The sequence below is a fragment of the Pseudomonas putida genome, from assembly GCF_004357765.1.
In the GTDB taxonomy this organism is placed as follows: domain Bacteria; phylum Pseudomonadota; class Gammaproteobacteria; order Pseudomonadales; family Pseudomonadaceae; genus Aquipseudomonas; species Aquipseudomonas putida_U.
On record NZ_SMTE01000003.1, the window covers coordinates 171,140 to 197,574 of the forward strand.

General features: G+C 63.0%; 26 protein-coding genes. 13 read left to right on the top strand and 13 right to left on the bottom strand.

Annotated elements, in window-relative coordinates:
* The first annotated feature begins 19 nt into the window (after positions 1-19).
* Together E2H86_RS05370 and E2H86_RS05375 are read left to right on the top strand one after the other, a co-directional pair.
* Positions 20-400, top strand: coding sequence for a RidA family protein (locus tag E2H86_RS05370; RefSeq protein ID WP_133325480.1), 381 nt, complete (start codon positions 20-22; stop codon positions 398-400).
* Between the two features lie 54 nt (positions 401-454).
* Positions 455-1,186 (top strand): hypothetical protein, encoded by a 732-nt coding sequence (locus E2H86_RS05375; RefSeq protein ID WP_133325482.1) that lies wholly within the window; start codon positions 455-457, stop codon positions 1,184-1,186.
* 33 nt (positions 1,187-1,219) lie between these two features.
* On the opposite strand, the gene E2H86_RS05380 is transcribed toward E2H86_RS05375, so the two are convergent.
* A complete protein-coding gene (locus E2H86_RS05380; protein ID WP_133325484.1) occupies positions 1,220-2,080 on the bottom strand; it encodes an SDR family oxidoreductase in 861 nt (286 codons plus the stop codon).
* 194 nt (positions 2,081-2,274) lie between these two features.
* Here E2H86_RS05380 and exbB point away from each other — a divergent pair, with 194 nt between their 5' ends.
* From exbB to E2H86_RS05410, 6 genes are all read left to right on the top strand, one after another.
* A complete protein-coding gene (gene exbB, locus E2H86_RS05385) occupies positions 2,275-3,261 on the top strand; it encodes a tonB-system energizer ExbB (RefSeq protein WP_133325486.1) in 987 nt (328 codons plus the stop codon).
* A gap of 3 nt (positions 3,262-3,264) precedes the next feature.
* Complete coding sequence (gene exbD / locus E2H86_RS05390; RefSeq protein ID WP_085676491.1) at positions 3,265-3,693, top strand: TonB system transport protein ExbD; 429 nt, start codon at positions 3,265-3,267, stop codon at positions 3,691-3,693.
* Complete coding sequence (locus E2H86_RS05395) at positions 3,690-4,421, top strand: energy transducer TonB (protein WP_133325488.1); 732 nt, start codon at positions 3,690-3,692, stop codon at positions 4,419-4,421. Before exbD ends, E2H86_RS05395 begins: the two co-directional genes overlap by 4 nt.
* A 94-nt stretch (positions 4,422-4,515) precedes the next feature.
* A complete protein-coding gene (locus tag E2H86_RS05400) occupies positions 4,516-5,442 on the top strand; it encodes a hydrogen peroxide-inducible genes activator (RefSeq protein ID WP_133325490.1) in 927 nt (308 codons plus the stop codon).
* Positions 5,443-5,445: 3 nt separating this feature from the next.
* Positions 5,446-7,524, top strand: coding sequence for an ATP-dependent DNA helicase RecG (gene recG / locus E2H86_RS05405; RefSeq protein WP_133325493.1), 2,079 nt, complete (start codon positions 5,446-5,448; stop codon positions 7,522-7,524).
* A gap of 78 nt (positions 7,525-7,602) precedes the next feature.
* Entirely contained in the window at positions 7,603-9,006 is a 1,404-nt protein-coding gene (locus E2H86_RS05410) for an aminoacyl-tRNA deacylase and HDOD domain-containing protein (protein ID WP_133325494.1), read from the top strand.
* Between the two features lie 32 nt (positions 9,007-9,038).
* Here E2H86_RS05410 and E2H86_RS05415 read toward each other — a convergent pair whose 3' ends face one another.
* From E2H86_RS05415 to E2H86_RS05425, 3 genes are all read right to left on the bottom strand, one after another.
* Positions 9,039-9,413 (bottom strand): helicase, encoded by a 375-nt coding sequence (locus tag E2H86_RS05415; protein WP_133325496.1) that lies wholly within the window; start codon positions 9,411-9,413, stop codon positions 9,039-9,041.
* 125 nt (positions 9,414-9,538) lie between these two features.
* Entirely contained in the window at positions 9,539-9,838 is a 300-nt protein-coding gene (locus tag E2H86_RS05420; protein WP_133325498.1) for an HU family DNA-binding protein, read from the bottom strand.
* A 216-nt stretch (positions 9,839-10,054) separates the two neighbouring features.
* Complete coding sequence (locus E2H86_RS05425) at positions 10,055-10,222, bottom strand: rubredoxin (protein ID WP_128321935.1); 168 nt, start codon at positions 10,220-10,222, stop codon at positions 10,055-10,057.
* A gap of 162 nt (positions 10,223-10,384) precedes the next feature.
* On the opposite strand from E2H86_RS05425, the gene E2H86_RS05430 reads away from it, so the two are divergent.
* Complete coding sequence (locus E2H86_RS05430; RefSeq protein WP_133325500.1) at positions 10,385-10,942, top strand: chorismate--pyruvate lyase family protein; 558 nt, start codon at positions 10,385-10,387, stop codon at positions 10,940-10,942.
* Complete coding sequence (ubiA, locus tag E2H86_RS05435) at positions 10,942-11,832, top strand: 4-hydroxybenzoate octaprenyltransferase (RefSeq protein WP_133325502.1); 891 nt, start codon at positions 10,942-10,944, stop codon at positions 11,830-11,832. The genes E2H86_RS05430 and ubiA overlap by 1 nt, the downstream gene beginning before the upstream one ends.
* Positions 11,833-11,936: 104 nt before the next feature.
* Here the strand turns inward: ubiA and E2H86_RS05440 are convergent, their stop codons facing one another.
* Positions 11,937-12,308, bottom strand: coding sequence for a COG4315 family predicted lipoprotein (locus E2H86_RS05440; protein WP_133325504.1), 372 nt, complete (start codon positions 12,306-12,308; stop codon positions 11,937-11,939).
* A gap of 174 nt (positions 12,309-12,482) precedes the next feature.
* Between E2H86_RS05440 and phoB the strand changes: the two genes are divergently transcribed.
* From phoB to E2H86_RS05455, 3 genes are all read left to right on the top strand, one after another.
* Positions 12,483-13,172 (top strand): phosphate regulon transcriptional regulator PhoB, encoded by a 690-nt coding sequence (gene phoB / locus E2H86_RS05445; protein ID WP_133325506.1) that lies wholly within the window; start codon positions 12,483-12,485, stop codon positions 13,170-13,172.
* A 137-nt stretch (positions 13,173-13,309) separates the two neighbouring features.
* Positions 13,310-14,617, top strand: coding sequence for a phosphate regulon sensor histidine kinase PhoR (phoR, locus tag E2H86_RS05450; protein WP_133325508.1), 1,308 nt, complete (start codon positions 13,310-13,312; stop codon positions 14,615-14,617).
* 140 nt (positions 14,618-14,757) lie between these two features.
* A complete protein-coding gene (locus E2H86_RS05455) occupies positions 14,758-16,098 on the top strand; it encodes a hemolysin family protein (protein WP_133325510.1) in 1,341 nt (446 codons plus the stop codon).
* A gap of 6 nt (positions 16,099-16,104) precedes the next feature.
* Here the strand turns inward: E2H86_RS05455 and E2H86_RS05460 are convergent, their stop codons facing one another.
* The 8 genes from E2H86_RS05460 to E2H86_RS05495 form a co-directional block, all read right to left on the bottom strand.
* Positions 16,105-16,740, bottom strand: a complete 636-nt coding sequence (locus E2H86_RS05460) for a M23 family metallopeptidase (RefSeq protein ID WP_133325512.1) — start codon at positions 16,738-16,740, stop codon at positions 16,105-16,107.
* A 91-nt stretch (positions 16,741-16,831) separates the two neighbouring features.
* A complete protein-coding gene (locus E2H86_RS05465; RefSeq protein WP_133325514.1) occupies positions 16,832-17,728 on the bottom strand; it encodes a response regulator in 897 nt (298 codons plus the stop codon).
* A 163-nt stretch (positions 17,729-17,891) separates the two neighbouring features.
* Positions 17,892-18,662, bottom strand: coding sequence for a phosphate signaling complex protein PhoU (gene phoU, locus E2H86_RS05470; protein ID WP_133325516.1), 771 nt, complete (start codon positions 18,660-18,662; stop codon positions 17,892-17,894).
* 130 nt (positions 18,663-18,792) lie between these two features.
* A complete protein-coding gene (gene pstB, locus E2H86_RS05475) occupies positions 18,793-19,626 on the bottom strand; it encodes a phosphate ABC transporter ATP-binding protein PstB (RefSeq protein WP_133325518.1) in 834 nt (277 codons plus the stop codon).
* Positions 19,627-19,728: 102 nt separating this feature from the next.
* On the bottom strand, positions 19,729-21,399 hold the full coding sequence (gene pstA / locus E2H86_RS05480) for a phosphate ABC transporter permease PstA (protein WP_133325520.1): 1,671 nt from the start codon (positions 21,397-21,399) through the stop codon (positions 19,729-19,731).
* 17 nt (positions 21,400-21,416) lie between these two features.
* A complete protein-coding gene (locus tag E2H86_RS05485) occupies positions 21,417-23,705 on the bottom strand; it encodes an ABC transporter permease subunit (RefSeq protein WP_133325522.1) in 2,289 nt (762 codons plus the stop codon).
* Between the two features lie 137 nt (positions 23,706-23,842).
* The gene (locus E2H86_RS05490) at positions 23,843-24,841 is read right to left on the bottom strand and encodes a phosphate ABC transporter substrate-binding protein PstS (RefSeq protein WP_133325524.1); all 999 of its coding nucleotides are present in this window, start codon (positions 24,839-24,841) and stop codon (positions 23,843-23,845) included.
* A 181-nt stretch (positions 24,842-25,022) separates the two neighbouring features.
* Entirely contained in the window at positions 25,023-26,312 is a 1,290-nt protein-coding gene (locus E2H86_RS05495) for an MFS transporter (RefSeq protein ID WP_133325898.1), read from the bottom strand.
* Positions 26,313-26,435 lie beyond the last annotated feature (123 nt).

Consider the following 26,435-nt stretch of genomic DNA (forward strand, 5'->3'; position numbering starts at 1 on the left):
CCAACCGCAAGGAGTCATCATGAGCAAGACCGTCATCAACAGCGACAAGGCCCCTGCCGCCATCGGTACCTACTCCCAGGCGATCAAGGCCGGCAACACCGTGTACATGTCCGGACAGATTCCACTGGATCCGAAAACCATGGAACTGGTCGAAGGCTTCGAAGCCCAGACCGTGCAGGTGTTCGAGAACCTCAAGGCCGTCGCCGAGGCCGCCGGCGGCTCGTTCAAGGACATCGTCAAGCTGAACATCTTCCTCACTGACCTGAGCCACTTCGCCAAGGTCAACGAAATCATGGGCCGTTACTTCGAACAGCCCTACCCTGCTCGCGCCGCCATTGGCGTTGCCGCACTGCCCAAGGGCGCCCAGGTCGAAATGGACGCCATCCTGGTCATCGAATGATGCCCCTGGTGACGGGCGCTCTGCCCGTCACCTCCTCAGCAAGGTTATCCCGTCATGCGTCAAGCACTGCCCCTCGCGCTGGCAGCCCTGTTCCTGAGCGGTTGCGCCAGCCACAAACCCGAAGACTACAACGGCACCTGGATCAACCAGGACGCCATCACTGCAGCCGTCAAAGGTGAAAGCCTGCGCCAGGCGTTGGACGAAAACGGCCCGGTGTTCGAATGGCAACTCAACGTGGCCGACCAACGCGCCAGCTACAGCAACGGCTTCGAAGCCGCCGACGGCCAACTGACCGCGAACCAGAAGCAATGGCAAGCCAGCTTCGATGGCGGTCAGACCGAGCAGTTGGCACTCGATGGCGATGAACTGATCGCGACCGATCCTGCCGGAGCCAAACGGACCTTCGTCCGCGTCAAGCAACAGCCCGCGGCCAATGCCCCGCTGGGCAGCAGCTTCGAGAAAGCGCTGTACCAGGCGTACCTGGGCGGTGATTGGAAGATCGTCGAAGGCCAAGGCAAAGGGGGCGTGGTGCGTTTCGCCGACAATGGCGGCGTGACCGGCCTGCCGGGTCCGGACCGTTATGCCCTGTGCCTGGCAGGCGACTGCGCCAGCATGGGCGGCAGCAACGACAGCCTTTGGCTGGAGCGCAACCAACGCGGCGCACCCTTCATCTTCAAGCGCGATGGCGACACGCTGGAGATCTACCGGGCCGTCAATACCGCGCAGGCCAACGACATTCCGCAGCTGGTCGCGGGTGCCAAGCAGTGGGTGCTGGAGCGGGATTGATCGGCTGAGCGGTGGTTCTGCGGCGAGCGCATGTCAGCTCTGAGCGCCCGCCAGAATCGCCGCATACCCTTCTTTGTAACTCGGATACACCGGCGCCCAACCCAACTTGCGCGCCCGGGCATTGCTGCAGCGCTTGCTGCCGGTGCGCCGCACGCGTTGCTCATCGGACCACTGGCTGACGCCCATGTAGCCTCGCAGCCAGGCGACCACATCGGCCAGCGGCGCCGGGTCGTCATCCACTCCGATGTAGCAGTCCTCCAGCGCCACCCCATCGTCATCGGCCTGCAGCAGGAAGGCCAACAGGCTCGCCGCATCCTCGGCGTGGATTCGGTTGCCATATAAAGGCGGCTCTTCGGCCACTCGGTAGCCTTGGCGCACCTGGCTCAACAGCCACTCGCGCCCCGGCCCGTAGATACCGGTCAGACGCACCACGCTGGCAGGGATACCGCTGGCCAGCGCCAGCTTTTCAGCTTCGAGCATCACCCGGCCGGAGTAACCCTCCGGCTCGGTAGCCGCCGTTTCGTCGATCCACTCGCCGTTCTTTTGCGCGAACACGCTACTGCTGGACACGAACAGCAAGCGACGCGGGCGCTGACCACGCTCGGCCAACCAACTCAGCACATGCCGCAGGCCCTCGACGTAGGCCGCCTGATAACCAGCCTCGTCGTGCTGGCTGGCCGCCACGCAATACACCAGATAGTCCGGCGCACGCTGCGGCCAGGCCGCGGGAATCTGCGCCTGGCCCAAGTCGGCCGCCACCGGGTCGACGCCTTCGGGCAGATGCGAGACGGAGCGTCGCAGGCCACTCACCTGCCAGCCCCGCGCCAGTAATTGCTGAGCCAGACGGCCACCCACATCACCACAACCTACGATCATTGCCGAAAGGTCTGACATCACAAAACTCCCTAGACCAAAGGTTCAGGCTAGCCGGATTAGACGATGGGCGGCTAGGACCAGATTGAAAAAAGCAACATCATTACTTTTGTTAACAAGAATTACTTGCAATAATGGCACCCCTATCTGTTCTCGGCCTGAATCGAGGCCTTGAAGAACGCCACTTTCTTACTTCTTCATCAGGTCCGGCCAGCATGACACGTACTCAACCTTCCGCTTCGCCAACCACGTCGCGCGCCTGGCGCGCCATTGCCGCGCTGACGCTCAGCCTGGTACTGGCCCCGGTCGCCATGGCGGATGAACCAAACGCCAATGCCGCCACCCCGTCCGCTGCCACCGCCCCAGCAGCACCTGCCGATGCGACCGCATCAGGCGCCGGTGCACCGGCAGCGGGCAACGATGCTCAGGCCACTGCCGAGGGTCCAGCGCCAGCCGCCGCCGACAACACCCAGGCTCTGGTCGAGGATACCTCCCTGGGCATGGCCCACGATCTGTCCCCTTGGGGCATGTACAAGAACGCCGACGTGGTGGTGAAGGCAGTGATGATCGGCCTGGCGATTGCCTCGATCATCACCTGGACCATCTGGATCGCCAAGGGCTTCGAGCTGATGGGCGCCAAGCGCCGCCTGCGCAGTGAAATCGCGCTCCTCAAGAAGTCCGCCACCCTCAAGGACGCCAGCGACGCGTCCAACAAGGAAGGCACCCTGGCCCACACCCTGGTCCATGACGCCTTGGAAGAAATGCGCCTGTCGGCCAATGCCCGTGAGAAAGAAGGCATCAAGGAGCGTGTCAGCTTCCGTCTGGAGCGCCTGGTGGCTGCCAGCGGCCGCACCATGAGCAGCGGTACCGGCGTCCTGGCCACCATCGGTTCCACCGCGCCGTTCGTCGGCCTGTTCGGGACCGTGTGGGGCATCATGAACAGCTTCATCGGCATCGCCAAGACCCAGACCACCAACCTCGCAGTGGTTGCGCCGGGCATCGCCGAGGCCCTGCTGGCCACTGCCCTGGGCCTGGTCGCGGCAATCCCGGCCGTGGTCATCTACAACGTCTTCGCCCGCTCCATCGCCGGCTACAAGGCTCAGGTCTCCGACGCTTCGGCGCAGGTACTGCTGCTGGTCAGCCGTGACCTCGACCACCAGGGCAGCGAGCGCGCCGCCCCGCACATGGTGAAAGTGGGGTAAACCATGGGCCTGCATCTCAACGAAGGTGGCGACGACCTCGCCGAGAACCACGAAATCAACGTCACGCCGTTCATCGACGTGATGCTCGTGCTGCTGATCATCTTCATGGTCGCCGCGCCACTGGCCACGGTCGACATCAAGGTCGACCTGCCGGCCTCGACCGCCAAGCCGGCGCCGAGGCCCGAGAAACCGGTGTTCGTCAGCGTCAAGGCCGACCAGAAGCTGTACGTCGGCGACGATCAGGTAGCGACTCCCGAACAGCTTGGCCCGATGCTCGACGCCAAGACCAAGGGCGACAAGGAAACCACCATCTTCTTCCAGGCCGACAAGGGCGTGGATTACGGTGACCTGATGGAAGTGATGAACAACATGCGCGCGGCCGGCTATCTCAAAGTCGGTCTGGTAGGTCTCGAGACGGCAGCCAAGAAATGACGAAGACGCGGCACAATCTGGCGCGTTACAGCGGCAGCCTGGCGCTCGTGCTGGGTGTCCATGCCGTCGCTGTGCTGCTGACGCTCAACTGGTCGGTGCCCCAGGCCATCGAGCTGCCTCCGGCAGCCATGATGGTCGAGCTGGCACCACTGCCGGAGCCGGCGCCACCGCCCCCCCCGAAAGCAGCCCCCAAGCCACCGGCCCCGGTCGAGGAGCCTCCGCTGCCCAAAGTGGCGGAGGCACCGAAACCCAAGATCGCCATCCCCAAGCCGCCCAAGCCGAAGGCCAAGCCCCAGCCGCCCAAGCCTGAGAAAAAGCCTGAGCCGCCCAAGGAAGCGCCGCCGACCGAACAGGTTGTGGACACACCGCCGAGTAACGAACCACCGCAGAAATCGGCAGCGCCGGCACCCAGCATCGCAGCCAATAGCAAGGCCCTTCCGACCTGGCAGAGCGACCTGCTGCGCCACCTCGGGAAGTACAAGCGCTACCCGGAAGACGCCCGCCGCCGTGGCCTGCAAGGCATCAACCGGTTGCGTTTCGTGGTCGATGCCGAGGGTAAGGTCTTGTCTTACTCGATGGCTGGCGGGTCCGGCAGCGCCTCGCTGGATCGCGCCACCATGGAGATGATTCGCCGAGCGGGCAAGGTGCCCAAGCCGCCGCCCGAGCTGTTGACCAATGGCACGATCGAGGTGGTCGCGCCGTTCGTCTACTCACTGGACCGCCGCTGAGGCTTTTGCTTCTGTAACACAACGGCAAGTCTGATAACGTGCGTCTATCGATTGCAGCCGCTATGCTGGGGCCGCAACTTCATGGACGCACGTTATGACCCTCACAGAATTACGCTACATCGTCACACTCGCCCAGGAGCAGCATTTCGGCCACGCCGCCGAGCGTTGCCATGTCAGCCAGCCCACCTTGTCGGTCGGTGTGAAGAAGCTCGAGGACGAGCTTGGCGTGCTGATCTTCGAGCGCAGCAAGAGCGCCGTGCGCCTGACCCCTGTCGGTGAAAGCATCGTCGCCCAGGCCCAGAAGGTCCTGGAGCAGGCGCAGGGCATTCGCGAACTGGCCCAGGCTGGCAAGAACCAGCTCACCGCACCGCTCAAGGTCGGTGCCATCTACACCGTCGGCCCCTATCTGTTCCCGCACCTGATCCCGCAGCTGCACCGGGTGGCGCCACAGATGCCGCTGTACATCGAAGAGAACTTCACCCACGTGCTGCGCGAAAAACTGCGCAACGGCGAACTGGATGCGGTGATCATCGCCCTGCCGTTCAACGAGGCCGACGTACTCACCCTGCCGCTGTACGATGAGCCCTTCTGCGCGCTGATGCCCGCCGACCACCCATGGACCGCGAAGAAGACCATCGACACCGCCATGCTCAACGACAAGAGCCTGCTGTTGCTGGGCGAGGGTCACTGCTTCCGCGACCAGGTGCTCGAGGCCTGCCCGACGCTGAACAAGGGCGGCGAAGGCGCCAAGCACACCACGGTGGAGTCCAGCTCGCTGGAAACCATCCGCCACATGGTCGCCTCCGGCCTGGGCGTATCGATCCTGCCACTGTCGGCGGTGCACAGCCATCACTATGCTCCCGGCGTGATCGAAGTGCGTCCGCTCACCGCGCCCGCACCCTTCCGCACCGTGGCCATCGCCTGGCGCGCCAGCTTCCCGCGGCCGAAGGCCATCGAGATCCTCGCCGACTCGATCCGCCTCTGCTCGGTGGCCAAAACGCCCGTGGAACAATCGGCCTGACCCATGAGTGAGCTGTCGAAGGTCTCGGTAACGGCCCTCAAGGGTGTTGGCGACGCCATGGCCGAGAAACTCGCCAAGGTCGGCCTGGAAAACCTGCAGGACATGTTGTTCCACCTGCCGCTACGCTACCAGGACCGCACCCGCGTGGTGCCGATCGGCGCGCTGCGTCCCGGGCAGGATGCTGTGATCGAAGGCGTGGTCAGCGGCGCCGACGTGACCATGGGCAAGCGCCGTAGCCTGGTGGTGCGCCTGGGTGATGGCACCGGCACGCTGAGCCTGCGCTTCTACCACTTCAGCAATGCGCAGAAGGAAGGCCTCAAGCGCGGCACCCACCTGCGCTGCTATGGCGAGGCACGCCCGGGTGCCTCGGGCCTGGAAATCTACCACCCTGAATACCGTGCTCTGAATGGCGACGAACCCGCGCCACCGGTCGAGCAGACCCTGACGCCGATCTACCCGACCACCGAAGGGCTCACTCAGCAGCGTCTGCGCATGTTGTGCCAGCAGAGCCTGAGCATGCTCGGCCCGCGCAGCCTGCCGGATTGGCTGCCCGACCAATTGGCCCGCGACTATCAGCTGGCGCCGCTGGACGATGCCATTCGTTACCTACACAACCCACCGGCCGACGCCGACCTCGACGAACTCGCCGAAGGCCATCATTGGGCCCAGCATCGCCTGGCCTTCGAAGAGTTGCTGACCCACCAGCTGTCGCAGCAACGTTTGCGTGAAAGCCTGCGCAGCCTGCGTGCCCCCGTGCTGCCCAAGGGCAACCGCCTGCAGGCGCAGTACCTGGCCAATCTGGGCTTCAAGCCCACCGGCGCGCAGCAGCGGGTAGCCAGCGAGATCGCCTACGACCTGAGCCAGGCCGAGCCGATGATGCGCCTGGTGCAGGGCGATGTCGGCGCCGGCAAGACCGTGGTCGCCGCCCTTGCCGCATTGCAGGCACTGGAAGCCGGCTATCAGGTGGCGCTGATGGCACCCACCGAGATCCTCGCCGAACAGCACTACATCACCTTCAAGCGCTGGCTGGAGCCGCTGGGCCTGGAAGTCGCCTGGCTGGCCGGCAAGCTCAAGGGCAAGGCCCGCGCCAGCGCCCTGGAACAGATCGCCGGCGGCGCACCGATGGTGGTGGGTACCCACGCCTTGTTCCAGGAAGAGGTGCAGTTCAAGCACCTGGCGCTGGCGATCATCGACGAACAGCACCGATTCGGCGTCCAGCAACGCCTGGCATTGCGCAAGAAAGGCGTAGCCGGCCAGCTGTGCCCGCACCAGCTGATCATGACCGCCACACCGATTCCACGGACCCTGGCCATGAGCGCCTACGCCGACCTCGACACCTCGGTGCTCGACGAACTGCCGCCCGGGCGCACACCGGTCAACACCGTGCTGGTCGCCGACAGCCGCCGCTTCGAAGTGGTCGAGCGGGTGCGCGCCGCCTGCGCCGAAGGACGCCAAGCCTATTGGGTGTGCACCCTGATCGAGGAATCCGAAGAACTCACCTGCCAGGCCGCCGAAAGCACCTATGAGGAGCTGGGCAGCGCCTTGGGCGAACTGCGGGTGGGCCTGATACACGGGCGTATGAAGCCGGCAGAAAAGGCTGCGGTCATGGCCGAATTCAAGCAAGGTGACCTGCAACTGCTGGTCGCCACCACGGTGATCGAAGTCGGCGTGGACGTGCCCAACGCCAGCTTGATGATCATCGAGAACCCCGAGCGCCTGGGCCTGGCTCAGTTGCACCAGCTGCGCGGTCGGGTAGGACGGGGCAGCGCGGTCAGCCACTGCGTGCTGCTCTATCATCCTCCGCTGTCACAGATCGGCCGCGAGCGCCTGGGAATCATGCGGGAAACCAACGACGGTTTCGTCATTGCCGAGAAAGACCTCGAACTGCGCGGTCCGGGCGAGATGCTCGGTACCCGCCAGACCGGTCTGCTGCAATTCAAGGTCGCCGACCTGATGCGCGATGCCGACTTGCTGCCCGCCGTGCGCGATGCCGCCCAGGCGTTGCTGGCCCACTGGCCCGACCACGTCAGCCCGTTGCTCGACCGCTGGCTGCGCCACGGACAGCAATATGGCCAAGTGTGAGGATGGTCGCATATTGGATCCAGCTTGCCGGACGGGCTGGTTATACTTCGCGTTTGAAAAGATCAATGGATACAGACCATGACTGAAGTTGCCCTGGAAACCGCAACCCCACACGCCCCGTCTGTCATCCGCTTGTTGCTCGACAAGCTCAAGGTCGCCTATCGCGAGGTACCTGAGCAGCCGGGCTTGCCGGCGGCGTCGCGGGTCCAGGCCGTCCTGCTCGACGACGAGGTCGGCGCCCTGTTGGTGCTGTTCCCGCGCAGCAAGCTGCTCGACCTGCAGCGACTGGAGGAACTGACCGGGCGCAAACTCACGGCGGTGCCGCTGGCGCGTCTGAAGCAGATGCTGGACAAACACCACCTCAAAGCCCTGCCGGCCATTCCAGCACTGACCAGTTCCCCATGCCTGTACGAAGCCCGGCTGCTCGACGAAGAGACGCTATTGATCGACTCGGGCGAAACCGGCCTGTTGCTCGAGATCGAACGTGGCGCCTTCCAGCGGATGCTCAGCAAGGCCAGCGCCGGCAGCTTCGGCCAATCGATCCGCGATATCCGCCCCAACCTCGACCGCCCCAACGACGACCCACGCGAGATCACCCAGGCCGTGCAGGCATTCACCGCCCGACGCATACAGAAGCGCCTGGAAGAAACCATCGAGATCCCGCCGCTGGCCGATACTGCGCAAAAGATCATCAAGCTGCGCGTCGACCCCAATGCCAGCATCGACGACATCACCGGTGTGGTCGAGACAGACCCGGCGCTGGCTGCCCAGGTAGTCAGCTGGGCAGCCTCGCCCTACTACGCCTCGCCCGGCAAGATCCGTTCGGTGGAGGACGCCATCGTACGTGTGCTGGGTTTCGACCTGGTGATCAACCTGGCGCTCGGCCTGGCCCTGGACAAGACCTTGGCGCTGCCCAAGGATCACCCGCAACAGACGACGCCGTACTGGCAACAGTCGATCTACACCGCCGCGGTGATCGAAGGCCTGACCCGTGCCATGCCACGTGCTGAGCGCCCGGAAGCCGGCCTGACCTACCTTGCCGGGTTGCTGCACAACTTCGGCTATCTGCTGTTGGCTCACGTGTTCCCGCCGCACTTTTCGCTGATCTGCCGCCATCTGGAGGTCAATCCGCACCTGTGCCACACATTCGTCGAGCAACATCTGCTAGGCATCAGCCGCGAACAGATCGGCGCCTGGCTGATGAACCTCTGGGACATGCCCGAGGAGCTCGGCAAGGCGCTGCGCTTTCAGCATGATCCGAGCTACGACGGCGAATATGCGGCGTTCCCCAACCTGGTGTGCCTGGCCACCCGATTGCTGCGCGCCCGGGGCATCGGTTCCGGCCCGCAGGCGACGATTCCGGACGAGCTGCTCGATCGCCTGGGAATCACCCGGGACAAAGCCGAGGAAGTGGTGAGCAAGGTCCTGGAAGCCGAAGCGCTGCTGCGCGAACTGGCATCGCAGTTCAACACGCCTCAGTGAAGCCATGGGGCCGCCACGCGGCCCCAGCGATCTCAACGGTTCTTTTTCGGTTTCAGGTACTTCATCAGGCCTTGGAACCACATCACCAGCGCCGGATTGCCCTTGATCTGGATGTGCTTGTCCTGAATGCCCTGCATGAATGCCAGCTGCTTGTTGCTGGCCTGCATCGTGGCGAAACCGTAGGCAGCGTCCTTGAAGGCAATGGCGAAAGCTGGCTGCGGGTGAGAGCCACCCTTGCTGCTGATGCGCTCGCCACTGACGATGAAATGCCGTGCGACCTTGCCGTCCAGCGTCTGCATCTGGAACACCAGATCCTTGTCCTTGAGCTGCTGCTGGAATGCAGGGTTGTTACGACTGGCCCTGGCCATCAACAGCCCCATGGCCCAGAGCAGAAAACGAAACTTCATCAACACGCCTCGGTTGAAAAATGACTGAAGCGCGCAGTTTAGCCTTTTTTCGAACGAACTAGCTGCAATAAGCTGCAACAGGCGCCAGGAGGCGCCCGTCCGCTTGAGGATGGCCGGCTAGGCGATCACTTGCCTTTCTTGGTCGGCTTGACGGGGGCGTTGACGCTGTCGCGCAGGTTCTTGCCCGGTTTGAAGGCGACGGTGTTGCTGGCCTTGATCTTCACCGGCTGGCCCGTTTGCGGATTCTTGCCAGTGCGGGCACCACGATGACGTTTTTCGAAGGTGCCGAAGCCGACCAGGGTCACGGTGTCCTTGTCCAGCGCACCGGTGATGCTGTCGAGAATCGCGTTCAGGACCTGGTTGGCCTTGTCCTTGGTCAGATCGGCCTTTTCGGCGATGACGGCGGCGAGTTCTGGTTTACGCATAGTGAAGCCTCTTTGACGGAAATTCTTGTTGTTATTGCCGTGCTACCCCAGGGGCAGCGTTCAAGGCGCCGCAGGCTCTAAACTGCGGCAGACGCGAGTGAGAATGGCACGCCATCGGGGGTCGCGCCAGTATCTGGGCGGCCATTGTGCAGGCAATATCAGGACATTTCCGACAGAAAGCCCGCTGTTTAGGCCATCAGGGGCGCATTCCCTCTATCAGCCGATGGCGATCATTTCGAAGTCGATCTTGCCTACGCCGCAATCGGGGCATAGCCAGTCTTCAGGGACATCTTCCCAGCGGGTGCCAGGGGCGATGCCGTCGTCAGGCCAGCCTTCTGCTTCGTCGTAGATCAGGCCGCATACGATGCACTGCCATTTTTTCATGGGGTTATCCTCGGAACCGGCTTTGTGTCGTCGCTTATAGCCCTGCAACCAGGGCACCGCGCAATCTGTGTGGGCTTTGTAACGGCCCCACCTCCAGTATGCAAGCGAACGGGGCAATCATGCTAAGCTCGGCGCCTCTCTGGCTGTCACAAGCATACCGACGTGTCGTACGAAACCCCGCAAGCAGCCGCTGTCGCGTGGCTGGCGTATTCACAGCTGGCGGCCGAACTGGACCCGCCCACCCTGGACTGGCTGTTCGACGAGGGCTCGCTGACACGGCGCCTCACCCGCCTCTCCCATGATCACTTCAGCGTCACGCCCCTGTTCGAAGGCTGGCAGCCCTTGCGCGAGGACGAATGCCAGGCCCTGGGCATCAGTCCGGGAGCCGAAGGCTGGGTGCGCGAGGTATTCTTGCGTGGCCATGGTCAGCCCTGGGTTTTCGCCCGCAGCGTGGCCAGTCGCCAGGCCTTGGAACGCGGCGGTCTCGATCTGGAAACGCTGGGCAACCGCTCGCTCGGCGAGTTGCTGTTTTGCGACCAGGCTTTCGTTCGCCATCCCATCGAAGTATGCAGTTATCCACAGGCCTGGCTCCCTGCCGAAACCGCCTATGCTGACCTTTGGGCACGGCGCTCGCGCTTCGAACGTGCAGGTCTGGAACTGCTGGTGGCCGAAGTGTTCCTGCCCACGATGTGGCAAGCGGCCAAGGAGGAGTCCCGCTGATGTACATGCAATTGCTCAAGTCGTTCAACCGCTTGCATCCACGCGCCTGGGACTTCATCCAACTCAGCCGCATGGATCGACCGATCGGCATCTACCTGCTGCTCTGGCCGACCCTGACGGCGGTCTGGATCGCCGGGCAGGGCTCGCCGACCCTGGCCAATGTGCTGATCTTCGGACTTGGCGTGGTGCTGATGCGGGCCGCCGGCTGCTGCATCAACGATTTTGCCGACCGCAAGGTCGATGGCCACGTCAAACGCACCGCCGACCGCCCCCTGGCCAGCGGCCGGGTGCGACCACGCGAGGCCTTGGCGCTGTTCGCGCTTCTGGTTGGCGTGAGCTTCCTGCTGGTGCTCTGCACCAACAGCCGTACCGTGTGGCTTTCCTTCGGCGCGGTGGCTTTGGCGGCCTGCTACCCGTTCATGAAGCGTTACACCTATTACCCACAGGTGGTATTGGGCGCGGCGTACTCGTGGGGCATCCCCATGGCCTTCACCGCCGCCGGCGGCGAGCTGCCCGCCAGCGCCTGGTTGTTGTACATCGCCAACCTGCTGTGGACAGTGGGTTATGACACCTACTACGCCATGGTCGACCGTGATGACGACCTCAAGATCGGCGTGAAGTCCACCGCGATTCTGTTCGGCGAGGCCGACCGGGTGATCATCCTGACCCTGCAGATGCTGTCGTTGGGTTGCCTGCTGCTGGCCGGGAGCCGCTTCGAGCTGGGTGGCTTGTTCCACCTCGGGGTGCTGGGGGCAGCGCTGTGCTTTGCCTGGGAGTTCTGGTCGACACGCAAGCTGGACCGCGAGTCGTGCTTCAAGGCGTTCCTGCATAACCACTGGGCAGGTCTGCTGGTGTTCATCGGGGTGGTGCTGGATTACGCCCTGCGCTGAATTTTGCTTCGTCCATGTAGGATCGGGTTTACCCGCGAAGCGGTGGTGAACATACCGACGCTTTCGCGGGTGAACCCGCTCCTACAGGAGTCATAGGGTGTGCTTCAGGGCTTGGCGACGTGCCAGACATCCTTCACGCCGTCACCGGTGGTATCGCCGGGTTTCTTGTCCTTGACGAAGGTGTATAGCGGTTTACCGTCATACGCCCATTGCTTGGAGCCATCGTCGCGCATCACCGTCGTCCACTTGTCCTTCGGCGCTTCGTCGTCGGCCTTGACCATCAGCGGCGGCCAGTTCTTGGCACAATCGCCGTTACACATCGACTTGCCCCCTGAGTCCTTGTCGAAGGTATAAAGCGTCATGCCCATGTGATCGACCCACATGCCGTCCTTTTCCATGGCATGGTGGGCCGAAGCCACCCCCGGTAGCGCGAATGCAGCGAGAAGGGCCATCCAGCTCAGCGTGTGTCGTGTCATTGGAATCACCGTGAAGTCGGGGGTATTAGGGTTCTGCTCACCACGATGGTGGCTTTTGGAAGCCTAGTTCAGTCACGGAATGTCGCCAAATTGGCCAAGACCCTGTCACACAGCTGCAATAATTCCGTTATCTAATGCGGGCCAAGACACGATATCCCAGGAGAGGTTTTGAGCATGGTTGGCAGAAACATTCTGATCGTCGACGACGAAGCGCCTATTCGCGAGATGATCGCCGTTGCGTTGGAAATGGCCGGCTATGACTGCCTGGAGGCCGAGAATTCACAGCAGGCCCATGCGATCATCGTAGACCGCAAGCCCGACCTGATCCTGCTCGACTGGATGCTCCCGGGCACCTCGGGCATCGAATTGGCCCGTCGCCTCAAGCGCGACGAACTGACCGGCGATATCCCGATCATCATGCTCACCGCCAAGGGCGAAGAGGACAACAAGATCCAGGGCCTGGAGGTCGGTGCCGACGACTACATCACCAAGCCATTCTCGCCACGCGAGTTGGTGGCGCGCTTGAAGGCCGTGCTGCGCCGCACCGGCCCGAACGACAGCGAAGCGCCGATCGAGGTCGGCGGCCTGCTGCTCGACCCGATCAGCCACCGCGTGACCATCGACGGCAAGCCCGCCGAGATGGGCCCTACCGAATATCGCCTCTTGCAGTTCTTCATGACTCACCAGGAGCGCGCCTACACCCGCGGCCAACTGCTCGACCAGGTCTGGGGAGGTAACGTGTACGTCGAGGAGCGCACGGTCGATGTGCACATCCGTCGCCTGCGCAAGGCGTTGGGAGAAGTCTACGAAAATCTGGTACAAACCGTCCGGGGCACCGGCTACCGCTTCTCGACCAAGAGCTAGCTGCAAGCGACAAGCTTCAAGCTGCAAGTAAAAGCGGGCAGCGTGAAGGCTAGTAAAGGACTATCAGCATCACCGATCCACTTCTTCTTGCAGCTTGAAGCTTGCAACTTGCAGCTGGATCCGAAGGATCCCGTCAATTGAACCAGAACTGGCACGCGACATTGATTCGCCACCTGCTGCTGCTGATCACCGTCTGCCTGATCGGCGGCCTGGTCAGTGGCTATTACGGCTGGAGCCTGGCCATCGGCCTGGCGCTTTACCTGGGCTGGACCCTAAAGCAGTTGCTGCGCCTGCACCACTGGCTGCGCAACCATCAACCCGACGAAGCGCCTCCGGATGGTTACGGCCTGTGGGGCGAGGTGTTCGACAGCATCTACCACTTGCAACGCCGGGACCAGCGCGTGCGCGGTCGCCTGCAGGCGGTGATCGACCGCGTACAGGAGTCCACCGCGGCGCTGCGTGACGCGGTGATCATGCTCGACAGCGACGGCAACCTGGAGTGGTGGAACCGCGCGGCGGAAACCCTGCTCGGCTTCAAGACCCCACAGGACGGCGGCCAGCCGGTCACCAACCTGGTACGCCACCCACGCTTCAAGGAATACTTCGAGGCCGGGAACTATGCCGAGCCGTTGGAAATCCCCTCGCCGATCAACGACCGCCTGCGCGTACAGCTGCACATCACCCGCTACGGCAACAGCGAGCACCTGATGCTGGTGCGCGATGTCACCCGCATCCACCAGCTCGAACAGATGCGCAAGGACTTCGTCGCCAACGTGTCCCATGAGCTGCGTACGCCACTGACGGTGATCACCGGCTACCTGGAAACCCTGCTGGACAACGTCGAGGAAGTGAACCCGCGCTGGGTCCGTGCCTTGCAGCAGATGAGCCAGCAAGGCTCGCGCATGCAGACACTGCTCAACGACTTGCTGTTGCTGGCCAAGCTGGAGGCTACCGACTACCCCTCGGACAACCAGCCCGTAGCGGTCGATGCCCTGTTGCAGTCGATCAGGGGCGATGCCCAGGCGCTGTCCGGTGCACGCAACCAGCGCATCACCCTGGAAGTCGCGCCGGGCGTGCGCCTCAAAGGGAGCGAAACAGAGCTGCGCAGCGCGTTTTCCAACCTGGTGTTCAACGCCGTCAAGTACACCCCTGATGAAGGCAGTATCCGTATCCGCTGGTGGCAGGACGCACAGGGTGCGCACCTGAGCGTGCAGGATTCGGGAATCGGCATCGATGCCAAGCACCTGCCGCGTCTCACCGAGCGCTTCTACCGGGTCGACTCCAGCCGTGCGTCGAATACTGGCGGCACCGGGCTGGGCTTGGCGATCGTCAAGCATGTGCTACTGCGCCACCGGGGAAGCCTGGAGATCAGCAGCGTGCCAGGCCAGGGCAGCACCTTCACCTGCCACTTCGCAGCGGCTCAGGTTGTGAGCGGCCAGGTCTGAACCGAGGCCTTGCGCTGAGGGATCATGCGCGCTGCTCTTTGCATTTGCGATCCCAGCCGCTACATTGAGTCCCCTGTGCCAGCAAAAGCTGGCACTTTTTTTCTCCCTTTATCGAAGACGGACGCCGTAAAAACTCCATCATGGACCCTTCCCCTGGTATTAGCCTCACCTCTCTGTTCGCCGATTTCGGCATGATCCTGTTTGCCTTGTTCCTGGTGCTGCTCAACGGCTTCTTCGTTGCCGCCGAGTTCGCCATGGTCAAGCTGCGCGCCACCCGCGTCGAGTCCATCGCCGAACTGCATGGCTGGCGTGGCAGCATCCTGCGCAAGGTGCACAACCAGCTCGACGCCTACCTCTCCGCCTGCCAGCTCGGCATCACCCTGGCTTCCCTGGGCCTGGGCTGGGTGGGCGAGCCAGCCTTCGCCCACCTGCTCGAGCCGCTGCTGGCCTACCTGGGCGTGGACACGCCCGAGCTGATCAAGGCGGTGTCGTTCTTCGTCGCCTTCTTCGTCATCTCCTACCTGCACATCGTGGTCGGCGAGCTGGCGCCCAAGTCGTGGGCGATCCGCAAACCCGAGTTGCTGTCGCTGTGGACGGCGGTGCCGCTGTACCTGTTCTACTGGCTGATGTACCCGGCCATCTACCTGCTCAACGCCAGCGCCAATGCCATCCTGCGCATCGCCGGTCAGGGTGAGCCCGGCCCGCACCATGAGCACCACTACAGCCGCGAAGAGCTCAAGCTGATCCTGCACTCCAGCCGTGGCCAAGACCCGAGCGATCAGGGTATGCGCGTGCTGGCTTCGGCGGTGGAGATGGGCGAGCTGGAGGTGGTCGACTGGGCCAACTCCCGCGAAGACATGGTCACCCTCGACGCCCATGCCCCGCTCAAGGAAATCCTTGCCCTGGTGCGCCGCCACAAATTCAGCCGCTACCCGGTCTATGACGCCGAACGCGAGGAGTTCACCGGTCTGCTGCACATCAAGGACCTGCTGCTGGAGCTGGCCGAACTCGAACACCTGCCCGAAACCATCGACCTCGAAGACTTGGCCCGCCCCATGGAACGCGTGTCCCGACACATGCCACTGGCGCAGCTGCTGGAGCAGTTCCGCAAGGGTGGTGCGCACTTCGTGCTGGTCGAGGAAGCTGACGGCAAGGTCATTGGCTACCTGACCATGGAAGACGTGCTGGAAGTCCTGGTCGGCGATATCCAGGACGAACACCGCAAGACCGAACGCGGCATCCTCGCCTATCAGCCCGGCAAACTGCTGGTACGAGGCGATACGCCGCTGTTCAAGGTCGAGCGCCTGCTGGGCATCGACCTCGATCACATCGAGGCGGAGACACTGGCCGGGCTGGTCTATGAGACCCTCAAGCGAGTCCCCGAGGAAGAGGAAGTGCTGGAGGTCGAAGGCTTGCGCATCATCATCAAGAAGATGAAAGGGCCGAAGATCGTCCTGGCCAAGGTGCTCAAGCTCGATTGAGCGACATCACGGATTGCCGGCAGTGAAGTCCGGCAAGCCTCCCAGCGGCCGTTCGAACTGATAGGGGATGGACACATAGTCCTCCCCCGCGCTGCGCTGAACCACGAAATGCAGATGCGGCCCGCTGCTGTTGCCGGTATTGCCCGATCTCGCCAGCGGCTGGCCACGCGCCACGCGCTGGCCTTTGCGTACCAGTACCGAGCCTCGCTGCAGGTGCATGTAACCGCCAAAGGTGCCGTCCGGGTGGCGTATGCGCACGAAATTGCCTGCCGGGCCGCCCCGCCTGCCCCACTGCCGGTTTTCCACATCCACCACCACACCCTCGCGCGCCGCGACGATCGGCGTGCCTTCGGGCATGGCGATGTCCATCGCATAGCGGCCCTTGGGCCCGGTGTGACTGAAGCGACCGTTAGGACCCTGGGTCAGGCGAAACGGCCCACCGCGCCAGGGGAACGGGTAACGGTAGGCCTGGTTGAACGGCGCGAGTTCCGGATCCGCCAACACCGCAGCCCTGGCGCCGGGGCTGGGCCGGTAGGAATAGGACATCACGCCGAAGGTGTCGGTCGTGGTGTACACGGTCATGCCCAGGCTCGACGCCGAGGCCATGAGCAAGGCACAGAACAGCAACGGGCGTACGGGCATGATAGTGGCTTTTTGACAGTTATTATCTGTCGAAGCCTAGCAGCGGGTGTCTGGCGTAGCCCGTACCATCCATCGCGTCGCGGGTCGGCCTTCAGGCGCCGGGGGTGAAATGCTTCTGCGAAGTGCCCCGGGCGATCAGGCGCGACAAGTAGTCGAGCTTCTGCGCGTCCTGGTCGACGAACTTGAACGTCAGCTGCAACCAGTCGCTTTCCGGCTTTGGCTCGAGGGCGGCGATCGCATGCAAATAGCCGTTCAAGCGCGCCACTTCAGCATTCTCGCCTTGCTCCAGGTCCAGCACCGCGCTTTCAAGCACTTGCGGCAACGCTGCGCTACGGCGCACTACCAGCAAGGCTTCCTTGAGGCTCAGGGCCTTGATCACGCACGGCTGCGTGCCACTGGCCAGGCGCAATTGACCCTGGCCACGGCCGGCCTGGGCCTGGGCCGCAGCGGTCTTGGGTGTCGGTGCGTTGATCAACGGCTTGGCGGCGGCGACGGGTGCGGCGACCTTGGCCGCTTCCGGTTTGCCGCCCGTCAGGGCGCTCAGCGAATCATTGGCGAAAGCCGAGTTGACCCGTGCCGGGGCACCGGCAATCAGGCCCTCCAGCTTGCCGATCTTGGTCAGGGCCTTCTTCACCTTGGTCAGCAGCTGCTCGTTGGTGAAGGGCTTGCCGACGAAGTCGGAGACGCCGGCCTGAATGGCCTGAATCACGTTTTCCTTGTCGCCGCGGCTGGTCACCATGATGAACTGCATGGTCTTCATTTCTTCCTGCTGGCGGCACCAGCTGAGCAGCTCGAGGCCGGACATCTCCGGCATCTCCCAGTCGCACAGGACCAGGTCGAAGCGCTCCTTGTTCAGCAGCGTCATGGCCTTGCGGCCATTGACCGCATCTTCGATCACGATGCCTGGGAAGGCATTGCGCAGGCACTTGCGGACCAAGTCGCGGATGAACGGGGCATCATCCACAACCAGTACATTCACTTTACTCATCGATACTCCTCTTGATCCCGACTAGCATACCGCCGACTGATGGCCATTTGCCAAACCCCTGGTCAGGCCGGGACCTCTTTGATCGTTCGCGGGTGCCTGCTCAGTGCTCGACCGCAAACGAAAACGCCCGGCCAAAGCCGGGCGTTGATGCTCGGGAGCAACCTTATTTATCGTCAGCTTGGCCCGGAACATTAGCGCTTTCGCCTGCCTGGCCAGTAGTGCCTTCGACCTCGGCCTTCATGCGCTTGAGGCCCATGTGGCGAACGTCGGTGCCCCGCACCAGATAGATCACCAGCTCCGAGATGTTGCGCGCGTGGTCGCCGATGCGCTCCAGCGAACGCAGCACCCAGATCACGCTGAGCACCCGCGATATCGAGCGTGGGTCCTCCATCATGTAGGTCACCAGCTCGCGCAGGGCGGTCTTGTATTCGCGGTCGATGGTCTTGTCGTACTGGGCCACCGAAAGCGCCAGGTCGGCGTCGAAGCGGGCGAAGGCATCCAGCGCGTCACGCACCATGTTGCGTACCTGATCACCGATGTGGCGCACCTCGACGTAACCGCGTGGCGACTCGCCTTCCTCGCACAGTTGGATGGCGCGGCGAGCGATCTTGGTCGACTCGTCGCCGATGCGCTCGAGGTCGATGACCGACTTGGAAATGCTGATGATCAGCCGCAGGTCGGAAGCGGCCGGCTGGCGACGCGCCAGAATGCGCAGGCATTCCTCGTCGATGTTGCGTTCCATCTGGTTGATCTGCTCGTCGACCTCGCGCACCTGCTGAGCCAGACCCGAGTCGGCTTCGATCAGTGCGGTGACCGCATCGTTGACCTGCTTCTCGACCAGGCCGCCCATGGCCAGGAGGTGACTGCGCACTTCCTCGAGCTCGGCGTTGAACTGCTGGGAAATGTGGTGCGTAAGACTTTCTTTGTTGATCATGCTGTCGCTCCGCGAAGTTGCTAGCTTCAAGCTGCAAGCTTCATGTGGTTCGTGTCGTTCCCTGGCTCCGCGCTAACCGCTTTATCTTGCAGCTTGCAGCTCAAAGCTTGCAGCTGCGCCAAAGGCGCTCTTAGCCGTAACGACCGGTGATGTAGTCTTCGGTCTGCTTCTTCGCCGGGTTGGTGAACAGAGTGTCGGTGTCACCGAATTCGACCAGTTTGCCCATGTACATGAACGCGGTGTAGTCCGATACGCGGGCCGCCTGTTGCATGTTGTGGGTGACGATGACGATGGTGAACTTGGATTTCAGTTCGTAGATCAGCTCCTCGACCTTCAGCGTCGAAATCGGGTCCAGGGCCGAGCAGGGTTCATCGAGCAACAACACTTCGGGCTCGACGGCAATGGTACGGGCGATCACCAGGCGCTGCTGCTGGCCGCCGGACAGACCCAGGGCCGACTCGTGCAGGCGATCCTTGACCTCATCCCACAGGGCCGCGCCCTTGAGCGCCCACTCCACCGCCTCATCCAGCACTCGCTTCTTGTTGATGCCCTGGATGCGCAAGCCGTACACCACGTTCTCGTAGATGGTCTTGGGGAACGGGTTGGGCTTCTGGAACACCATGCCGACCCGACGGCGCAGCTCGGCCACGTCCTCGCCCTTGCGGTAGATGTTGTTGCCATACAGGTTGATGGCGCCTTCCACGCGGCAACCATCGACCAGGTCGTTCATGCGGTTGAAGGTACGCAGCAGGGTCGACTTGCCACATCCCGACGGGCCGATGAACGCGGTCACACGTTGCTTGGGGATGTTCATCTGCACGTCGAACAACGCTTGCTTGTCGCCGTAGTACAAGGACAGGCCAGGTACTTCGATGGCCACGGCTTCCTCGGCCAGACGCAGGCCCTGCTTGTCGCGACCCAGGGCAGACATGTCGATGCCGCGGGTGTGGGAATCTTGCTGCATGGTCTTACTCCGTTTGTAGCTGCGAGCTTGAAGCTGCAAGCTGCAAGTTAGGGCAAAGCGGCAATCTGCTTGAAGCTTGCCGCTTGTGGCTTGAAGCTTCAATCAGCTGTCGAGGGCCTTGTACTTCTCGCGCAGGTGGTTACGGATCCACACCGCCGAGAGGTTGAGGGTAGCGATCACCAGTACCAGCAACAGCGCGGTGGCGTAGACCAATGGACGCGCGGCCTCGACGTTGGGGCTCTGGAAGCCGACATCGTAGATGTGGAAGCCCAGGTGCATGATCTTCTGGTCCAGGTGCAGGTACGGGTAGTTGCCATCGAGCGGCAACGACGGCGCCAGCTTCACCACGCCCACCAGCATCAGCGGCGCCACTTCACCCGCGGCGCGGGCCACGGCGAGGATCATGCCGGTCATCATCGCCGGACTGGCCATCGGCAGGACGACTTTCCACAAGGTCTCGGCCTTGGTTGCGCCCAGTGCCAGGGAGCCTTCCCGGAGCGTGCGCGGGATACGCGCCAGGCCTTCCTCGGTGGCCACGATCACCACCGGCACGGCCAGCAGCGCCAGGGTCAGCGATGCCCACAGCAGGCCCGGGGTGCCCAGGGTCGGCGCCGGGAGCGCCTCAGGGAAGAACAGCCGGTCGATCGAGCCGCCCAGTACGTAGACGAAAAAGCCCAGGCCGAACACGCCATAGACGATCGCCGGAACGCCCGCCAGGTTGTTCACCGCAATACGGATCAGGCGGGTCACCGTACCTTGCCTTGCGTACTCGCGCAGGTAGACCGCCGCCAGCACACCGAACGGCGTGACGATCACGGCCATGATCAGGGTCATCATCACGGTGCCGAAAATGGCCGGGAAGATCCCACCCTCGGTGTTGGCTTCACGGGGGTCGTCGCTGAGGAATTCCCAGACCTTGGCGAAGTAGGTACCCAACTTGGCGAACACCGTCATGCCGTTGGGCTGAATGGCGTGCACCACTTTGCTCAGATTGATCTCCACTTCGCGGCCATTGGCGTCACGGGCTACCAGGCTGTCGCGGGCGAAATCCTTATGCAGGCCGAGAAGGCGGTCTTCCACAGCCTGGTAGCGGCTGTTCAGCTCAGCGCGATCGGCGTCCATGTCGGCCTGGGCGGCAGCGTCCAGCTTGCCGTCCAGCTCCAGCTTGCGGGCATGCAGGCGCAAGCGCTCGAGGCCATGGTTGATGGCGCCGATGTCCTTTTTCTCCAGCCGCTGCAGTTGATCGTTGAGCTGGCTGGCACGCTTGAGACGGGCTTGCAGTTCAGTCCAGGCCGCGGTGCCTTCGGCGACCACCTTGCCGTTTTCCTTGACGCTGACCAGGTAGCCATAGAAATTGCCCCACTCGCGGCGCTCCAGGGCCATCAGCTCGACCGGGCGCTGCTCATCGACCAGCCAGTCGCCGACCACCCAGGTAAAGTCGCTGCCGTTGAGGTCGCGGTTGCCGACCTTGATCAGCTCGCGGGTCATGAACTCCGGGCCTTCGTCAGGCACAGGCAGCCCCGCGCCCTTGAGGCGGGCACGCGGGACTTCTTCCTTCTGCACCACTTCACCGATGATCACGTGGTCGCTCTGGCCCGGCACCTTGTAGGTGGCCTGGACCAGATCTGCAGGCCAGAAGTGCGCCAGGCCACGTACGGCGATCACGGCAAGCAGGCCCACGGTCATGATGACCGCCATGGCCACCGCGCCACCGCTGACCCAGACGCCTGGGGCGCCGCTCTTGAACCAGCCTCTGAGGGAAACCTTTTTCACGGATCGCTACCTTTCTATCAAAGCGACGAGTATTTCTTGCGCAGACGCTGGCGAATCAGCTCGGCCAAGGTGTTCATGACGAAGGTGAACATCAGCAGCACGAGGGCGGCGAGGAACAGCACACGGTAGTGGCTGCCGCCGACTTCAGACTCGGGCATTTCCACCGCCACGTTGGCGGCCAGGGTGCGCATGCCCTCGAACAGGTTCATTTCCATCACCGGGGTGTTGCCGGTGGCCATCAGCACGATCATGGTCTCGCCCACGGCGCGACCCATACCGATCATCAATGCCGAGAAGATACCTGGGCTGGCAGTGAGGATGACCACGCGGGTCAGCGTCTGCCAGGGTGTGGCACCCAGGGCCAGGGATCCCAAGGTCAGACTGCGTGGCACGCTGAACACGGCGTCTTCGGCGATGGAGTAGATGTTCGGGATGACCGCGAAGCCCATGGCGATACCGACCACCAAGGCGTTGCGCTGGTCGTAGGTGATGCCCAGGTCGTTGGTGATCCACAGGCGCATGTCGCCGCCGAAGAACCAGTTTTCCATGTGCGGGCTGAGGGTCAGTGCCAACCAACCCGTGAACAGGATCACCGGAATGAGGATCGCGGCCTCCCAGCCGTCCGGTACGCGCAGGCGGATCGACTCCGGCAGACGGCTCCAGACAAAGCCGGCCAGGAGGATGCCCAGCGGCAGCAGCACGAACAGGCTGAATACACCCGGCAGATGGCCTTCGAGGTACGGCGCCAGGAACAGGCCGGCGAAGAAGCCGAGGATCACCGTCGGCATCGCCTCCATCAGTTCGATCACCGGCTTGACCTTGCGGCGCATGCCCGGAGCCATGAAATAAGCGGTGTAGATAGCTGCAGCGATGGCCAGCGGGGCCGCCAGGATCATCGCGTAGAACGCTGCCTTGAGGGTACCGAAGGTCAGCGGCGACAGGCTCAGCTTGGGTTCGAAGTCGGTGTTCGAAGCGGTCGACTGCCAGACGTACTTGGGCTCGTCATAGTTCTCGTACCAGACCTTGCCCCACAGCGCGCTGAAGGAGATCTCCGGGTGCGGATTGCGCAGGCTCAGCGGCAGCAGCTTGCCGCCCTGCTCGATGACGATGCGGTTGGCGCGTGGCGACAACGCCAGCACGCCGGCGCCTTCGGCGACCGGCTCGACCAGTAGGGTACGATGCGCGGTGCTGTGGAACACGCCCAGCTCGCCAGCGCTGTCGAGTGCGACGAAGCCCTTGCGACGCTCTTCAGCGTCGATCTGCACGATCGGCGCCTTGCCCAACTGGAAGGTGCGGATCTGCTTGAAGCGCGATTCGCCATCCGGGTCGCGGGCCATGAACCACTGGGCCAATCCACCCTTGGAGTCACCCATGATCAACGAGATTCCGCCTACCAGCTGGCCAGTGGCAGTGATCTCGGTATCGGCGCTGTCGGCAAGCTTGTAACGGCCATTGAGGCTCTTGTCGCGCAAGCTGAACACGTCGGCAGTGGCGCGCCCGTTGATCACATACAACCAATGCTGGCGTGGATCGATGAAGATGTTCTTCACCGTCTCGGTCATCTGCGGCAGTTCGATGCGATTCTGCTCGGTGCTGACCTCGCCGGTCAGCATGTTCTCGCTGCTCGTCAGTTCCAGGACCTGCAACTGGGCACCGGTGGAACCAGCGAGCACCAGCGTCTCGCCATTGAGGTTGACGCTGACATGGTCGAGCGCCCGGCCCTGTGCGTCGAGGGCGAATGGTTGCTGGCCATACGGGTAGTCGATGTCCGGCGTGATGGTCTTCTTGTTGTCCGGGTAGGTGATCTTGTAGCTGTGGTGGAATACCAGCGCCTGGCCATTGCTCAGGCCCAGGACCACCAGCGAACTGCCCGGCTGGTCGGTGCCGATCGAATTGACCTGCGCCCCTGCTGGCAGCGGCAGATCGACGCGCTTGAGTTCGGCACCGCTCTTGGTATCGAAGAACAACGCCTGGCCCTTGTCCGAGATCCGCATGCCGACCAGATTCTGCTCTTCGAGCGAGATCAGCAGCGGCTTGCCTGCATCCTGCTTCAGCCAGGTCGGCTCGAGGGCCGCCTTGCGGGTCAGCTCAGCGCCCTGGAACAGCGGCAATACCACATAGGCCAGGTAGAAGAAGATCAGGGTGATCGCAGCCAGCACGGCCAGCCCGCCCACCAGGACATACCAGCGGGTCAGGCGATCCTTGAGGGCACGCATGCGGCGCTTGCGTTGCAGCTCAGGGGTGTTGAAATCGATCCGCTCGGGCGGTGAACTTTGGGTCATTGTTGAATTGGCCAGATCATTCATGCGCACACCCTAGCGGTCCCGTATGACAGAAACATGACAATGCAGTGACGCGACAAAGCCCGACGCGCAGGAAGCCTGGCCTCGGGCCGGAAAATACCGGGAGAAGGCTGGCAGTGCCGGCCTTCTCCTTCAATTACTTACTTCTTTGCAACGTTACCAGCGTGGGACAGGCCCAGGTCAGCCAGGGTCTTGTCGACCACCTTGGCCGGCAGCGGGATGTAGCCATCCTTCACCACCACCTGCTGACCAGCCTGGGACAGCACCAGCTTGACGAACTCGGCTTCCAGCGGGGCCAGAGGCTTGTTCGGCGCCTTGTTGACATAGACGTACAGGAAGCGCGACAGCGGGTAGGTCCCGTTCAGGGCGTTGGTTTCATTGTCTTCGACGAACTCGCCGCCCTCTTTCTTGGCCAGGGCCACGGTCTTGACGCTGGCGGTCTTGTAGCCGATGCCTGAGTAGCCGATGCCGTTCAGCGAGGAGCTGATCGACTGCACCACCGATGCCGAGCCAGGCTGCTCGTTGACGTTGGCCTTGAAGTCGCCTTTGCACAAGGCTTCTTCCTTGAAGTAGCCGTAGGTGCCCGATACCGAGTTACGACCGAACAACTGCACCGGCTTGTTGGCCAGGTCACCGGTCACGCCCAGGTCGCCCCAGGTCTTGACTTCGGCCTTGGCGCCGCACAGACGGGTCGAGGAGAAGATGGCATCGACCTGGGCCATGGTCAGACCCTTGATCGGGTTGTCCTTGTGCACGAACACGGCCAGGGCGTCGACAGCGACCGGAATGGCGGTCGGCTTGTAGCCGTACTTCTGCTCGAAGGCCTGCAGCTCGACGTCCTTCATCTTGCGGCTCATCGGGCCGAGGTTAGCGGTGCCTTCGGTCAGCGCGGGTGGCGCGGTGGAAGAGCCGGCCGCCTGGATCTGGATGTTTACGTTCGGATATTCCTTCTTGTAGGCCTCGGCCCACAAGGTCATCAGGTTCGCGAGCGTGTCGGAACCGACGCTGGAGAGGTTGCCCGATACACCGGTGGTCTTGGTGTAGGTCGGGATCGCAGGGTCGACGGCGGCTACCGCGTTGGCGGTCGCAACGCCCACGGCGGCAAAGGTGAGGGCCGCCATCAAACGCTTCAGTTTCATGCCTTGCTCCTAGCAGGAATATTGGGGTTGGATGGAACGGGGCCCAGTATCTGCAGGCCGCATGAATACGATATGTCGGCAATGTGACAATTGGATGAAAGGCCATCATCGGGAGACGAAGATGGCCTTGCAGGGCGGCGATCGCGTTCAGCGCGGCGTCCTCTGCGCTGAAACCGACCGATCAGCGCTTGTTGGCCAGCAGGTACAGCCCCACGAACAGACCAAGCACGCACAACCCAGCGACGTAGTACGCAGGCGCCATCGGGCTGAACTTGAGCAGCGCGGTCACCACCATCGGCGTCAGGCCGCCGAAGATCGCGTAGGCCACGTTGTAGGAGAACGACAGTCCGCTGAAGCGCACCACCGGCGGAAACGCCTTGACCATCACATAAGGCACCGCGCCGATCACACCCACGCACAGGCCGGTCACCGCGTACAGCGGGAACAACAGTTGGGGGTGGCTCGCCAGGCTGTGGTAGAACGCCCAGGATGTGGCCAGCAACGCCAGGCTACCGATGATGAACACCCGGCCGGCGCCGAACCGGTCGGCCAGACGGCCCGAGACGATGCAACCCACGCTGAGCAGTACGATCGCCAGGCTGTTGGCCTTGAGCGAGTCGGTCGGGCTGATGTGATAAACGCTCTGCAGCAGCGCCGGGGTCATGAGGATGACCACCACGATACCCGCCGACAGCATCCAGGTCAGCAGCATCGACAGGATGATCGCACCGCGGTGGTCACGCAGCACCGCACGCAGCGGCAGCTCTTCGGCCAGGGCCTTGCGCTGCTGCATCTCGGCGAACACCGGGGTCTCGTGCAGCCAGCGCCGCAGGTACACCGAGAACAGACCGAACACCCCGCCCAGCAGGAACGGGATTCGCCAGGCGTAGTCAGCGACCTCGTCGGCGCTATAGACGCTGTTGATCAGCGTGGCCACCAACGAACCGAGCAGGATGCCGGCGGTCAGCCCCGAGGTCAGCGTGCCACAGGCATAGCCAGTGTTGCGCGCCGGTACGTGCTCGGAAACGAACACCCAGGCCCCCGGCACCTCGCCACCGATCGCCGCCCCCTGGATGACGCGCATCAGCAACAGCAACAGCGGCGCCCACAAGCCAATCTGCGCGTAGGTCGGCAGCAGGCCCATGATCAGCGTCGGCAGCGCCATCATGAAGATGCTCAGGGTGAACATCTTCTTGCGCCCGAGCAGGTCGCCGAAATGCGCCATGATGATGCCGCCCAGCGGCCGCGCCAGGTAGCCGGCGGCGAAGATGCCGAAGGTCTGCATCAGGCGCAGCCATTCGGGCATGTCGGCGGGGAAGAACAATTTGCCGACCACCGTGGCGAAGAACACGAAGATGATGAAGTCGTAGAATTCCAGTGCACCGCCCAAGGCAGACAAAGAAAGGGTCTTGTAGTCACTGCGGGTCAGTGGCCGCGACGGCTGGTCGATACTGCTGGGCACGGAAGTCATGCTGTTGTTCTCTTTGTAGGTCATGCAGGCCGCTTGGCGTGCGGCTTCTGAATTGCGGAGAGCGGCGAAGATAGCAAATAGCCGATATCTGACGATAGCGGTACAAAATCCCTACAGATATTC